This window comes from Bifidobacterium choerinum (assembly GCF_000741135.1).
Taxonomy (GTDB): domain Bacteria; phylum Actinomycetota; class Actinomycetes; order Actinomycetales; family Bifidobacteriaceae; genus Bifidobacterium; species Bifidobacterium choerinum.
Genome location: NZ_JGYU01000002.1, coordinates 206729 through 221347, shown reverse-complemented (window position 1 = coordinate 221347; position 14619 = coordinate 206729). Strand labels below are relative to the sequence as shown.

Below are 14619 nucleotides of genomic sequence, written 5' to 3'. Positions count from 1 at the left end.
ATGCGTCGCTCCGGAACGAGCATCAGCGTTTGGCGGCATATGCAATCGCCGCGGCGCCGCTCGCGCCGGCGAACGCGAACATGATCGCCGCCCACAGGAAGACGGACGAGAAGACGGCCGCGTAGGCGAAGACGAATCCGCCGACGATGACGCCGAGCAGACGGCCCACCGTCGCGCTCGTGTTGAACACGGCGAGATATTCGGCGGCGCGGTCGATCTGCGGCACCGAAGCCACGGCGAGCGACTGCAGCGCGTCGTCGATCATATGGATCGCGAATCCGCCGATGCCGGCGAACACATACAATCCGACCGGCGTATAGCTGACGAGCGGCACGATGGCTGCCACGATCGCCAACGCGACGCCGACCATCAGCACAAGCCGATCGTTGTCGAGCGACGCGCGCAGCAGATCGGTGACGCCTTCACTCAGCAGCGCCATCGCGCACGCCAGCAGTCCCATGAGGGCGGCCATCGTCATCGTCGCGCGCACGTCGAGCCCCGCATCGGCGCCACGCCGATAGCGCACGACAAACCAGATGTAGGCGATCGTGAGCATGACACCGGCGGATGCGAACAGCCGCGTCAGGCAGATCGTGCGCCATGCGGCCGTCGGATGGGTGACGCGCAATGTGACCAGCAGGTCGGCGGTCTTCATCGGCTTCGCGCGCGAATAGACGGTCGACGACTCGCGCGGGATGACGAGCAAACCGACGATGCCGGCGGCGAGCAGAGCGATGGCGCACAGGTCCATGCCGACGGCGGGGGCGGAGGCCATCAGTACACCGAACCAGATGCCGAATACCAGGCCGACGAGCAGACCGACAGTGCGCCATGTGCCGACGGCGTCGCGGAACTTGTCCGGTACACGTTCGCCGATCGACGCGTGTAACGCGCACAGCATCGCCGCCAGACCGATCTGCAGCAGCGCCCAGACGACGCCGACGGCGGCCGGCGTATGGCACGCGCTCAGCGAGAACGCGAAGACTACGGCGACGATCGTGCCTGCGGCGAACCACGGCGCGCGGCGTCCGAAGGGTGTGCGCGTGTGATCGGACAGCGGCAGGAAGAAAACGGTCGCGACAAGCGAACACAGGATGCCGACGCCGAGCACTCGCGACAACGCGACGGCACCACCTATCGGACCGCTCAACGCATCGAGTTCCTGCGGCACGAGCGTGATGTTGAGCGCGGCGAGCGCGAACGCGAGGAAGAACGCCGTGCCCATGAAACCGACCTTCATGCGCAGCACCTCCCCCTTCGTCGGACGGTAGCCGTTCGCGTCCACCATCGGGTCGCGCATGTCGAGGAATGCGGATTCCAGGTCGGGTACCGGTTCGTCGGCACCCCCGACGGGAGCGTTCGCGCCCATCGCGGCGGCCTGCACCTCCGGCTGGTCGGCCGCGGCCGGCGGCGTCTTCGGCTTCTGGCGCACGGCGAGGCGCGCGACGGCCGCCTTGTCCTCGTCGGATAGCGCCTTGTCGAGGTCCGGGCGGTCGTCGATGCCCGGGCGGATGTAATCGGAATTCGGGAACGGACGCGGCGCGGGGCGCTCGGCGTCGTTCGCATCATGTGACTGTGACTGATCGTTCATACGCACAACGATAACCGCAGCCGCACGGCGGTGGCCCCGTTACCGCCGTGCGCGCAGACGAATTCACACACCGGGAGCGCATATGCGACGGCGCATTCGTCACGACTCCCGAAGTTCGCGCTCGGACACGTCACCATGCTCCAACTGGCGAATCGACCGCTCCAGATGACGCATGTTCTCGGGGGCGTAGAACGGATCATCGTTCACCGGACATGAGATGCGTCGCTCAGCGCGTCCAACAATCGGATCCACAGCTCGGTCTGGTCCTTTATCTGCTGCTCGCCCCATGTGGTCTCCTTCTGCGCCTGTCCGACCATGAACTGGAATTTCAGGCTTTGCTGGGCCACATTGAAATGCCTGATCTTCTCCATTGCGTCGAGGTTGTTGCGGCGGGAGTTCTCCCGAACCGTCAGCAGACATAGATTGCCGAAATCGTTTACATTGGGCGGCGCATCGCCACCGCTTAAAGGATGCTGCGGCGAGAAATGTTCCACGGAATTGCGGTAGCGGAAACGGAACCGCCTGCAATCAAGAGTCTGCGCGCCTTCGCCGGAATGTTCGGCCTGCTCGGCGTATTCATTCCACCGCGTACGCACTTCCGACGCTACCGCCGGCAGCTCATCGGTTCCGAAGATGCCGGCTGCAGACATGTCCTGTCCCTGCGGCGAATCATCGGCATGATTGAGCAGCTCCCACAGCGCATAATCCAGATAGTTGAAGATGAAATGCTCGGTGCCGACGCCTTGATTGACGGCTTCACGAATCTGCGACCGGCGCTTTTCCGTCAGCGTACCCTTCAGCTTCAGCTTCTCCTCAAGGCTCCCGCGCGCATACTCCCGAATGTGTTGCAGGAACGCAGATCCATCGACGGCTTCCTTTGCCCACAACCATTGCAGCATTGCATACAATGCGTTCTTGTGGTTGTTGCCCGTTTCGGTCACCTGGAACATGGACTGGATCATGATCAGTTCCTGCTGGACCTCATCCGAGAACGCATTGGCAAGGTAGTATGACCGCTCCTTCTTGCTCTTGTTTTTTCTGCAGCATTTGAGCGTCCATTCGGTGGCATCGGATGAAACGGCCGAATCCATATGCGTTTTGACGATGTAGTTGTCGAACAGGAAACGGCATCGCAGCAGCGCCGCAGCGAATCGTTTCGCGTTGTCCTCCGCGGATGCACTGTCGTCTGAGTCCCCTGAGTCTTCCGAGTTCTCTGAAGTTTTCGGAAATATCTTGGCCACCTTGTCGTCAAATACTCTGAGCAATTCCGCATCATCAAGAGAGGTTTGCTTGACGTCGCCAGAAGCATCGTTCTCGTCGCCACTGTAGATGTGCAGCACATGCATGAGGAATGCCGAGAAGCTGATGACGGAGCGATATCGTTCGGCTTCGTCGTCCGAATGGGCGCCCGATTGCGTCTGCTGTCCCACTTGCAGCGGTTCCTCGCTGAGTGCTTCCTGCAGCACATCCTCGAATGACTTGGATAATTTGGCACTGCCGTCGTCGCCGCCATCATTGTCCGGAGCCGCCTCGCCGACGAGTCGGTTCCAATCGGCAGGCGGCGCCGACGTCCACCCCTCGCCGAACCATCGCGTCCGCTCATCGGGAGTCGCGAGGCATTGCATGTAGTGATCCATATCCGAGCAGACATCCCAGATGCGGCCGATGGTTTCGCGATCGGTCGGGGAGGATACGGCGCTCATGAGGCGCGCCTTGACGACATCCTGCGGCCTGAGCTGCACGCCGCGCGTATTCATGACTTCGAAATAGCGGTTGAGGTCGGTTCCCGAAGGCAATTCGTCACGCACGATGCTCACATTGGTACGCAGTTTTTCGAGGTCTATCCGGCGCTCCGGATCTTCGAAGTCCTGACGGATGATCTGATATCCGTCGAGCAATGGGCGGCACATCGTCTCCTGATCGGAAGGTCCGTCCTGCGCGCCGACGTCCTCCGGCTGATCGGGCGCGCCGCTCTTACGCAGCTGTTGCAGCAACGCCCCATATGATTCGGCACGGCATTCATATTCCAATCGCATATGCCATGCGTCCAACGCAGCGGCGGCTTGATCGTCATCGTCATGGCAGAGCGCCGCCATCAGCAGATACAGCGTGGTCAGACGTTGCTGCCCGTCGATGACCTCGTACACGGTCCTGTTCCGCTCACTGCCGCACCTCGCAACGACCAACGAGCCCAGATAGTACTGGCCGTCGGCACGCCTGACGTCGTCGAGCAGCGTCTTGATTTCATCAGCGCCCCACGCATATGCGCGCTGATAGATCGGAACCCGATATATGCATCCCTCGTCGAAGAGTTCAGCGATGTTCAGTACCGCCGGCTTGCCCGTCATCGGGTCTCCTCCCCACGCTTCATGTTCCCCTCTTCTTCCATGCCTCCATCACCGGCCCGAGACTTGGAATCGCGTCGCATATAGCGGCTCCACAGTTCCTGATAGCGCCGCTTCACGTTGTCTGAATCTTCATCAAGAGGCTCCCGAGCAATGCGCGCCATATGGGACAACACATCACGCCCGCGGTCAGCATCGCGGATCATCTCGAATATGCGGGCGTTCCGCCACCATCGATCGGCGCCCAGCGCATAGTTGTTGACGGTGGCAAACCGCAACGAGCGCATGGCGAGTCTCATATACGCGGCATGCAGGAACGCCATTCTGGCGGCTTCGACGGCGTCGCCATCGCCGAATCGATCCCGGTAATACAGCAGGATGGTATGGAAGAGTTCGGTCATGTAACGGTACCGCCACTCGTCCACAAAGGGCACGACATCGGCGCAGGCTTCCTTCCACGGATCCTCATCATGCATGAGCTGCTGCCGGAGCAGCGTCCGATAATGCTCCGCGAAGCAGAAAAACGCCTCGCCGTTGATCACCGGCTGATCGATCTGGAACGCATATGACGTCTCCGCCCCGTCATCGGCGCGCTCCTTGCTCGCATACCAGGCCGTGACATAATTGCGCTGCCACGGCGCGCATTGCCGCTCGTTGCCGCGGCCCGGCAGATCGATGCCTTTGAACATGGCGATGGAATCCGAATCCAGACCTCCGGGCTTCGCCTTCTCTCTTCGACCCCAGCATGCGATGCGATAGAGATATGCACCGAAGAGCGGCTGGATCTCATCCTGATGCAGCTCCCACCGCCGCACCAGCTGTTGTTTGCGGCTTTCATCCACGCCGTCGGCATCCATGCGGCGAAGATGGAACGCCTTGAGCAGATCGGTGGGGTCGAGTTCCTTGCCGCGCGCATTCTGCGAATCGAACATCTGGAATGCTTCGGACAGATGGTCTGACCTAACCTTCAGTACCTCGCAGCCATCGAGCAGGCGACCCGCAAATTGCGAGCGCCGATCGCCCTCCCACGAATCCATTAATTGCCGTATCGCATGATCGTTCTCGTACAGATGCCGGCGAGTCTGCTCGTCATCGCGCATATCCAGCCGCATACCATCCTTACGCTCCCCCAGCACGGCCAGAATCAGATGCAACGTGATCACCCGCTGCTGCCCGTCGACGATGTCGAGCGACGTCCCGTCTTCGTTCCGATAGACGATGACGGTGCCGATGCGATATCGGGATTCATCCGTCGCGGGATCGGCCTGCGCCGAGTGCTCGATATCCTCGATCAGCTGGAGCACGTTGGACGCCTGCCAGACGTAGGGGCGCTGATAGGGAGGCACCTGCAACGGGCAGCGCAGTAGTTCGCGAATGCTGCAGACCTCCACGTTGATCGCATCGCCGCCCATCACGTCTCCCTCACCATGCGTGAGACGGAACGCCAGACCACATATCGTTCCGCCGGATACCCACGTCCATCATAGGCGACGTCATGCGTACGCATCGCCGACGCGACACCATGCGACGGCGGCGGCATCTCGCGATCGGCATACGAGAAAAGGCCGGCGACATGAACGTCGCCGGCTTGGCAATGTGACGATGAAGGGAAAGCGTCACTTGACGTTGCGGATGCGCATGACGAGCGCGGCCGCGATGAGCACGATGACGATCGCGACGACGAACACCACGCATAGGCGGCCGCCGGCGTATCGGACGCGTGCATCGCCGACTTCGCAATCGAGACGACGATCGACGTCATCATCGTGCCGATGACCGTCGAAAGCGTGTTCGCGAGGTTGAGGATGCCCAGATCCTTGCCCGCCTCCTTCGGATTCGGCAGCACAGCCACGTTGAGCGCCTGGTCGATCGCGTTGTAGACGCCGTAGCCGAGGCCGGCGATCGCGGCGAACAGATACATGCCCATCGGCGAGCGGAACAGCAGCGGCATCGCGGCGCCAACGGCGAACAGGCAGCTCGCGAGCGCGACCGGCAGCTTGCGGCGGCCGATGCGGTCGGTGATCGGACCGGCCGTGACAGCGGCGATCAGCGACACGACGAGCGTGATGACGCCCATCGTCGCGATGATCGCGGCGGCCTTGTCGGTGGCGTGCGGGTCGCCGGCGTAGATGTAGTCCTGTGCGATGTACAGCTGGTAGGTCGTGATCATCCAGTAGCCGCCCATCATCAATGTGCGGCCGACGAGCGCGTAGTAGAAGTCGGGCGCGTGGCGCGGCGGGCGGAAGTTGCGCAGAATCGCCTTCGCACTCAGCTTCTCGCCGTCGGCTTCGAATTTGCTCGACTTCTCGCGCGGCCATACGACAACGACGAAGATGCCGACGAGCGAGAAGACGCCGAGACCCATCATCCATGCCTGGAAAATGCCTGCATCGCCGCGCGTGAGGAACGCGGCGCCGACGACCGAGCCGAGCGTCTGTCCGACGGCGATGCCGGCGCCGTAGAATCCGGAGATCGTGCCGCGCACCTTGTCGGGGACGCGGTCGGACATGACGGCGACGTACGGCGCGAGCATCATGTTGTAACCCATCTGCGCGACGCACCACAGCGTCACGATGAGCGCTTCGGAGCGCGTGAATGCGACCGCGCCGATGCTCAGGCCGGTGATGAGGCCTCCGATCACGATCCACGGCGTACGCTTGCCGAAGCGCGAACGCGTCTGGTCGGAGAGCGTGCCGAAGACGATGTTCGCGACGAGGGCGACGAACGCGCCGATCGAGTTGACGAGGCCGAGCATGAACACCTTGCTGCCGGCGTCGATCTGCTCGAACACGCGCGGCAGGATGACGGTGCTCAGCGCGACCCACGGGATTGCGCAGGCGATTGCGGACACCGTGAAACCGACGCCGAGCCGCACGATCTCCGTCTTCGTCGGGCGGTGGCCGTCGGCCGACACCATCGGGTCGCGCATGTCCATGAACGCCGAGTCCTCGTCCGGCACCGCCGTGTCGACGGCGGCGAGCGCGGCCATGCCGGAGCCGGGGACCTGCGAATCGGTGGCGAGCTTGACGCTCTGCGTCTGCTCGTCGTCGACGCTGCTTTCGGCGGCGCGTTTCTTCGGCATCGGCGCGGCCAGACGCGCGATGTTCTCCTTGTCTTCGGCGCTCAGTGCCTTGTCCAAGTCGGGTCGGTCGTCGATGCCCGGTCGGATGTAGCCGTTGCCGGCCGGCTTGCCGCCGGCTCCCTGTTCGTCCACCATGATCTCCTCTTTTCCGTTTCGTCGTCCGTTGCGTCCGGCTGCGCTCAGTGCTTGCGCGCGACCGGCGGGTTCGCGATCAGGTCGTCGCTGACGTGGTCGCCGTCGGCGTCCTGCCATGCGAGCGTCGCCACCGACTGCGTGTTGTCGACGCCGATGCCCTTCGACGGCGTGAAGGTCAGCGTCGCCGACGTGTCGTCATCGTTCCACGTGAAACTGATCGTCTTGCCGTCGTCGCTCGTCGCGTAGCTGAAGTCGCCGTCGAAGGCCGACAGTTCGTTGCGGAAGCGCGCGAGCGCGTTGAGCGCCCGCACGACCGGGCGTTCGAGGTTCTCATCGATTTCGGCGGTCGTGTAGTAGTGGCGGTTGATGTCGCGTCCGACGTTCGTGCGCTTGAGCAGCGCCATGTCGTTGGCTCCGGCGAGCGCGCCGACGTAGTAGACCTGCGGCACGCCGGGCAGGAAGAACTGCACGGCGCGCGCGGCGATGTAGTGCTGGTCGTTGCAGCCGAGCGCCGAATAGTAGGTGGAGTTCACCTGGTAGAGGTCGAGGTTCGACGCGGCGGCGCCGGTCGCCTCCTTCGATTCGCCGTGCGTGTTCCTCGCGATCGTCTCGACCATCGCGTCGACGTCCTCGTCGGGGACGAGTCCCTTGAGCGAACGGTCGAGCTGGTCGGAGCCGATGTCGATGACGCCGATGCCGTCGTGCGTGTCGAGGACGGTGACGGCGTTGTTCGGGCGGATCTCGGTCCAGTGCGCGAGCGCGTCCACGTCGCCGGTGAACAGCGAGTGGAGCAGCAGCGGCGGCAGCGCGAAGTCGTAGACGCGGTCCACCTTCGACGCGATCTCCACCTGCTTCTTGTAGTACGAGTGGACTTCGATGAGGATCTCGAGGCCGCGCTTGGACGCCTCTTCGCGCAGGCGGGAGATCAGCCGGAAGGTCTTCGGCGTCATGAAGCAGCTCGTGCCGGACTCCTTCGCGCCGTAGCCGACGGCGTCGAGGCGGATGTACTTGACATGCGACTTGCTCATCTGGTCGAAGATCGACATCAGGTATTCCCAGCCCTTGGCGGAGTCGGTGTCGATGTCCACCTGCTGCGGCGTGAACGTGACCCAGACGAGGCGCGTCTTGCCGGCGAAGCTGTAGTGCGTGAACGGCAGGCCCGGACGCGGGCGGTAGATGCCGGCGAGCTCCTCCTCGGTCGCACCGTCCGGGAACACCGAGCTCATCGTCAGGAACATCGGATAGTACTCGGATCCCTCGCCGCGCTTGAGCACGTCCTGGAACTGGCGCGACTGCCAGCTCATGTGGTTGACGATCGCGTCGACCATGATGTCATGCGTCTTGGCGAGTTCGGCGACGTCGTCCCAGTCGCCGAGCCGCGGATCGACCTTCGTGTGGTCGATCGGGTCGAAGCCGGCGTCGGCGCCGTCGAAGGGCGTGAAGAACGGCAGGATGTGCACGCCTTCGTAGACACCGTCGAAACGGGTGCGCAGGATGTCGGTCAGCGAGGCGAGGTTGCCGTCGCCGAGACGATCCGCGTAGGTGATGAGCTGTACTTTGTTCTTCACGAGTTCCTCCTCGTCGAGTCAGTTGCCGTCGGTCAATCACACCGTTGGGATCAATCAGTTGAGCCGAAGCCCCGGAACCGAATCGCTGGTGTTGCATCGAACCGGTTCGATACCGACGATTATGACACTGACGGAACCTCTGCGCAACACGACTGCGCCTTCGGCGTGTCAAACCGTTTCGACAACTGATGACGCCCTCGCCGAGGCCCCACCGAAGCCCATCGGTCGCGCCATGATCGACACACACGCGCACCGTATCTACAATGGAGTTGTCCAACCGGTTCGACACCGGCGGTCAATCGATACATGGACATGCATCAACGGCGCCATGGCATACAACGGCAGGAGGCACAGATGGTCGGCATGCGCGACGTCGCAAAACGCGCGGGAGTCTCAGTGAGCAGCGTCTCGCTCGTCATCAACGGCACCGGATACGTGTCGCAGGACATGCGCGCGAAGGTCGAGCAGGCGATGCGCGAACTCAACTACGTCCCCAACGAGCTCGCCCGCCACTTCTACCACGGCAGGACCGGCATCGTCGGCGTCATCGTCCCGACGATCCGCCATCCGTTCTTCGCGACGCTCACGTCGCAGCTGCAGCACGAGTTCTCGGCACGCGGCCTGCAGACGATGCTGTGCTCGACCGTCGACTCCGCCGACGGCGAGGCGCAGTACGTCGACATGCTGCGCCGCCGTTCGCTCGACGCGCTCGTCGTCGCCGCGCATACGACGCACGCCCCCGACTACTGGCGCACGATCGGCCGCCCCGTCGTCGCCTTCGACCGCAACCTCGGCGACGGCATCGCCCAGGTGAGCTCCGACCATGTGCACGGCGGCGTGCTCATCGCCGACCTGCTGACGCGCACCGATGCGCGAGACGTCGTCATCGTCGGCGGCCCGCGCGCGCAGTTCACCGACCTCGGCGCCGCGCAGTCGACGTTTCCGACGGTACGCTACATGCAGACGCTCGAGGAACGGCTTGACGACGCCGGCGTCCGGCATCGCTACATCGAATCGGGCGAGGTCTTCGACATCGACGGCATGCGGCGCGCTGTACGCGAGGCCTTCGACGCATATCCGCGGATGGACGCCCTCGTCGCCGCCGACGTCGCCGCCGCCTTCGCCGTGCAGGAGGCGCGGATGCGCGGCATCGCCGTCCCCGAGCGCCTGCAGGTCGTCGCGTACGACGGGACGACGATCGCCGACTGCGCAGGACTGCCGTTGACCGTGATCCGGCAGGATTTCGCCGCGATCGCGCGTACGATCGCCGACGACGTCGAAGAGCAGATCGACGACGCCACACACAGCACACAATCCGGGGGATCGCCGAAGGCGCGCACGACCATCGTCCCGGTCACGCTTGCACGACGTTCCACGACGCGCTGACCGCCATCGGACGCCACGGGAAAAAACAGCGGGCCACCCGCAATGGATGGCCCGCTGCCGAGAGTCGCTCTGACAAGCGGCGGATTCGACGTGCGCCGAATCCACGTATGGTGTCATTCGCTCGGTACGTCGCCGCTCTGCATCGCCTGGAATACATTGACGTTCTTGTCGTCGTATTCGTAGACGCCGATGTTCGCGGAGCTCGGATCGTTGTTCTTGTTGAACGCGCCGATGCCGGTCTTGCCCGAGTACTGGATCTTCTTCTTGTCCTTGATGAGCGCCTTGCACGCCTTGAAGCTGTCGCACTTCTCGCCGCCGTCCGCGCCGGAGACCGACGCGAGGTTCTTCTGGATCGTCTCCCCGCTTGCGCTGCCGCCCTGTTCCGCGGCGAGCGCCGAGAGGATCACCGCGTCGTACGTCTCCGCCGCGTACGTCGTGTCGGAGACCTCGGTGCCGGTGCCCTTGAGCGCCGCGAGGAACGCGTCGTCGACATGGGCGCCGGGGATGGTGCCCTTCGACCCCTTGAGCAGCCCGGCGTCGTAGGTCTTCGAATAGTCGACGGTGTTGCCGTCGACGAGGTAGAGCCTGTGCGTGTCCACGCCGGCCGACGCCAACGACTTGATGAGCGGCGTCGCCTGGTCGTACGAGATGATGAGCGTCGCGTCGGCGTCGGAGTCCTTGATCGCCGACGCGATGGATGAGTAGTTCGTCTCCGCGGGATCGAAAGCGTCCTGTTCGCCGTAGACGACGTCGACGCCGGCACCGTTGAGCCTTTCAAGGATGATGTCGCGCATGCCGGTGCCATATTCGTCGTTGAAGCATGCGATCGCGAGCTTCTTGACGCCATCGCCTGCGATGAGGTCGCCCATGACGGCGCCCTGCACCGCGTCCGGCGCGACGGTGCGGAAGAAGTACGGATCCATGCCGGAGAGCGTCATCGACGTGGACGCCATCGAGATGACCGGGATCTTCTCGGAGACGATGCTCTTGTAGACGTTCTTGACGACGCCCGACGCGGCCGGTCCGATGACGACCGACGGATGCTTCGCGAGCACCGATTGCGCGGCCGACGTGTTCTGGTCGGCGTGCTCCCCGTCCGAGGTGTCGGCCTCGACCTCGGTCACATCCTTGCCGAGGACGCCGCCGGCCGCGTTGATGTCGTTCACGGCGAGTTTGATCGCGGCCACCTCCGGGGGCGCCAGATAGGCGATCGTTCCGGTGAGCGGCAGCAGCGCGCCGACGACCATGCCGTTCCCGGCGGCCGCCGCGCTCGCGTCGGAGGCGCCCGACGAGCCGCCGCATCCGGACAATGCGAGCGTCGCCGCCGCGACGAACGCCGTCATCACCATTGCCTGCTTGCGTATGTTGTGCAGTCGCATACGAATCACTTCTCTTCCTCGTTATCAGACGAACGACCGCCATCGCGCGTCGACCGTCATTGTTGTTGCATTTGTTGCATCGTTGTTCTTATCATCAAGTATTCAATTATTCTATATTATATTATCGTTAATTATTAGTATTTGTTGACGATCATGTTACTTAAATATTTCATCCCTTCTGTCACGAATCGATTGTCAACGAATCAATCATTATTTCACCCATTCCGCCAGGCCGCAGTCACTGGCCGGCCTTCTCGACCTCCTCCTCGAGATTGCCGAGATACAGACTGACGACCTTCGGGTCGTTCATCAGGTCGCGACCACGCCCGGAATAGGCATTGCGCCCCTGATCGAGCACGTAGCCGCGGTCGCAGATCTGCAGGCAGCGGCGCGCATTCTGCTCGACGATGACGACGGAGACGCCGGCCCGGTTGACCTGACGCACGCGGATGAAGGTCTCGTCCTGCATCATCGGCGACAGGCCGGCGCTCGGCTCGTCGAGCAGCAGCACCGACGGCTGCATCATCAACGCGCGACCCATCGCGACCATCTGCCGTTCACCACCGGAGAGCTGGCCCGCGAGCTGATTGCGCCGTTCGCCGAGCTTCGGGAAGATCGAACAGACGTACTCGAAGCGTTCGTCGAACTTCTGCGACGCCTGATATGCGCCCATATGCATGTTCTCAGCGATCGTCAGGCTCGGGAACACATTCTCGGTCTGCGGTACGAAACCGACCCCCAACGACACAAGCTTGTCGGCGCGCAGATTCGTGATATCACGTCCGCGCAGCGAAAGCGTGCCCGAATGGATGCGCACGAGTCCGAACAATGACTTGAGGAGCGTCGACTTGCCGGCGCCGTTCGGTCCGATGATGCCGACGATCTCTCCGTCATGCAGCGTGAGCGAGGCGCCGTTGAGGATGTTGACGCCCGGCAGGTAGCCGGCGACGAGGTTGGCCGCGTCGAGCAACGGCTCGCCTTCAGGCTCGCCGACATGGATCTCGGCGCGGCTCATCGTGCGGGAGACGTCCGCCGTACCGTCGACGCCGCCCGCCGTGTCATGCGCCGCGTTTCCACGGCGGCTCCCGACCGTCCTTGCGGCCGCCGATGTTGTGATGTTCATACGCGTCCCTCCAAACCTTCGAGCACCGAATCGTCGCCGAGATCGACGTCGGCATGCGCGCCGAGATAGGCGTCGACGACGGCCGGATCATCCATGACGGTCCTCGGCTGCCCCTCGGCGACGATCCTGCCTTCCGCCATGACGGTCACCCAATCGGCGATATGACGCACCATGTTGATGTCATGTTCGACGAACAGCACCGTCGTGCCGTCCTCGCGCAGACTGACAATGTGGTCGAGCAGCGACTGCTTGAGCGCCGGATTGACGCCGGCCATCGGCTCATCAAGCATGATGAGCTTCGGGTCGCACATCAACGCGCGCGCCATCTCGAGGAGTTTGCGCTGACCGCCGGAAAGAGAACCCGCGAAGTCGTCCTTCTTCTTGATGAGCAGGAAGCGTTCGAGCAACGCCTCCGCCTTCTGCCGGTTCTCCTGTTCCTTTTTCCGCCACGTACCGGGGAACAGCGAGCGCACCATGCTCTCCCCTGGTCGGTCGGGCGCGCCGAGCAGCATGTTGTCGAGCACCGACAGACGGCTCATGACCTTCGTCAGCTGGAACGTGCGCACCATGCCGTCACGGGCCACCTGCTCGGGATTGACGTGCTGCATGTCCCGGCCGTCGAAACGCCAGCTGCCGGAATTCGGCACATCGAAACCGGTCATCAGATTGAAGAACGTCGTCTTGCCCGCACCGTTGGGACCGATGAGCGCCGTGATGCCATGCCGTTCGATTTCGAAATGGCCGACGTCCACGGCGGTCATGCCGCCGAAACGACGCACGACGTTATCCGCGACGAGGATTGGATCGGGCTTGTGTACGCCCGGCTCGTTCTCGACGAACGCGAGGTCGCGCGCAACCCGGTCACCGTACGCCGTCGATATGAGATCCTCGCCCGGCGGCGGCTTCGTACCCCACCGGGCGATGTCGTAGAACGGCTCCCTGACGGTCGCGGTCGGCACTGCCCTCTTCTGTTGATCCTGCTTCTGCTTCTGCGCCGCATCGACCGGCGGCTTGTTGTTGTCAGCCATTGAACGCCAACTCCTTCCTGTTGCCGAGGACGCCTTGCGGCCGGAAGATCACGAGCAGCATGAGCGCGACGCCCACGATGACCCAGCCAAGCGCCTCGATCTGGTTCGACGAGATGACAGTCGGGGGAATCGAAACGCGCATCGTCTCCTTGACGGCCGTCAGCAGCACCCACAACACACACGAGCCGAGAATCGGCCCCATGATCGTCGCGGCGCCACCGAGCAACAGGATCGTCCACGTATAGAACGTGACGGTGCGGCCGAGCGAATCAGGGTTGAGCGAACGCGGCAGGATGAAGACGATGCCGGCGAGCGCACCGAAGAGACCGCCGACGATGAGCGCCTGCATCTTGTACTTCGTGACCGACTTGCCCAACGAGCGGATTGCGTTCTCGTCCTCGCGGATGCCCTTGAGCACACGGCCCCAGGGAGAACGGAACCAACGCCAGCATAGGAACGCGCACAAGGCGACGAGCACCCAGGCTACGATGCGCAGCCACCACGAGTTCGCGATGTTATTGTTGTAGGTCCAGATGAGGAATGTCGACGTGCCGTCGGGCAGCGGGGAGAGATTCTCGAACTGCGTCGTGAAGTCCTGCGGAGCGATGCCGGCCGATCCGCCGGTGACACTCGTCATCGACGTCGATCTGCCGACAATACGCACGATCTCCGCCGCGGCGAGCGTGACCATCGCCAGATAATCGGGGCCGAGCTTGAGCGTCGGGATGCCAAGCAGCAGCGCATAGACCGTCGCGAGCAGCAACGCGAACAGCACCGACGAGAACAGATTCGCGCCATGCATCTGCGTGATCGCGAAACCGTAGGCGCCGAGCAGCATGAATCCCGCCTGTCCCATGTTCATCAGACCGGTCATGCCGAAATGGATGTTCAGGCCGATCGCGGCAAGCGCATAGGCCGCTGTAGTGGGGGCAAATAATTCGCCAAGAATGTTCGCAATGATAGTCATCGTATCCATGAATAA

Annotated in this window: 9 protein-coding genes and 1 pseudogene; 1 reads left to right on the top strand and 9 read right to left on the bottom strand. The window is 63.1% G+C overall.

Annotated elements, in window-relative coordinates:
- Positions 1-22 precede the first annotated feature (22 nt).
- From BCHO_RS01955 to gtfA, 5 genes and pseudogenes are all read right to left on the bottom strand, one after another.
- Positions 23-1591, bottom strand: coding sequence for an MFS transporter (locus tag BCHO_RS01955; RefSeq protein WP_024541471.1), 1569 nt, complete (start codon positions 1589-1591; stop codon positions 23-25).
- Positions 1592-1794: 203 nt separating this feature from the next.
- Entirely contained in the window at positions 1795-3939 is a 2145-nt protein-coding gene (locus BCHO_RS01950; protein ID WP_024541472.1) for a GmrSD restriction endonuclease domain-containing protein, read from the bottom strand.
- A complete protein-coding gene (locus BCHO_RS01945) occupies positions 3936-5348 on the bottom strand; it encodes a DUF262 domain-containing protein (protein WP_024541473.1) in 1413 nt (470 codons plus the stop codon). Before BCHO_RS01945 ends, BCHO_RS01950 begins: the two co-directional genes overlap by 4 nt.
- 204 nt (positions 5349-5552) lie before the next feature.
- Positions 5553-7153 (bottom strand): annotated as a pseudogene (locus tag BCHO_RS01940) (MFS transporter).
- A gap of 44 nt (positions 7154-7197) precedes the next feature.
- Positions 7198-8721 carry a sucrose phosphorylase gene (gtfA, locus tag BCHO_RS01935; protein ID WP_024541475.1) on the bottom strand — a complete coding sequence of 508 codons (1524 nt, stop codon included), beginning with the start codon at positions 8719-8721 and terminating at the stop codon, positions 7198-7200.
- 354 nt (positions 8722-9075) lie between these two features.
- Between gtfA and BCHO_RS01930 the strand changes: the two genes are divergently transcribed.
- Positions 9076-10107, top strand: a complete 1032-nt coding sequence (locus tag BCHO_RS01930) for a LacI family DNA-binding transcriptional regulator (RefSeq protein ID WP_024541476.1) — start codon at positions 9076-9078, stop codon at positions 10105-10107.
- 113 nt (positions 10108-10220) lie between these two features.
- On the opposite strand, the gene BCHO_RS01925 is transcribed toward BCHO_RS01930, so the two are convergent.
- From BCHO_RS01925 to BCHO_RS01910, 4 genes are all read right to left on the bottom strand, one after another.
- Positions 10221-11486 (bottom strand): ABC transporter substrate-binding protein, encoded by a 1266-nt coding sequence (locus BCHO_RS01925; RefSeq protein ID WP_024541477.1) that lies wholly within the window; start codon positions 11484-11486, stop codon positions 10221-10223.
- A gap of 238 nt (positions 11487-11724) precedes the next feature.
- Positions 11725-12501: an ABC transporter ATP-binding protein gene (locus BCHO_RS01920; RefSeq protein ID WP_029675686.1), complete on the bottom strand. Its 777-nt coding sequence runs from the start codon at positions 12499-12501 to the stop codon at positions 11725-11727.
- Positions 12502-12605: 104 nt separating this feature from the next.
- Positions 12606-13637 (bottom strand): ABC transporter ATP-binding protein, encoded by a 1032-nt coding sequence (locus tag BCHO_RS01915; protein ID WP_024541479.1) that lies wholly within the window; start codon positions 13635-13637, stop codon positions 12606-12608.
- Positions 13630-14613 (bottom strand): ABC transporter permease subunit, encoded by a 984-nt coding sequence (locus BCHO_RS01910; RefSeq protein WP_024541480.1) that lies wholly within the window; start codon positions 14611-14613, stop codon positions 13630-13632. The genes BCHO_RS01915 and BCHO_RS01910 overlap by 8 nt, the downstream gene beginning before the upstream one ends.
- Positions 14614-14619: the final 6 nt, after the last annotated feature.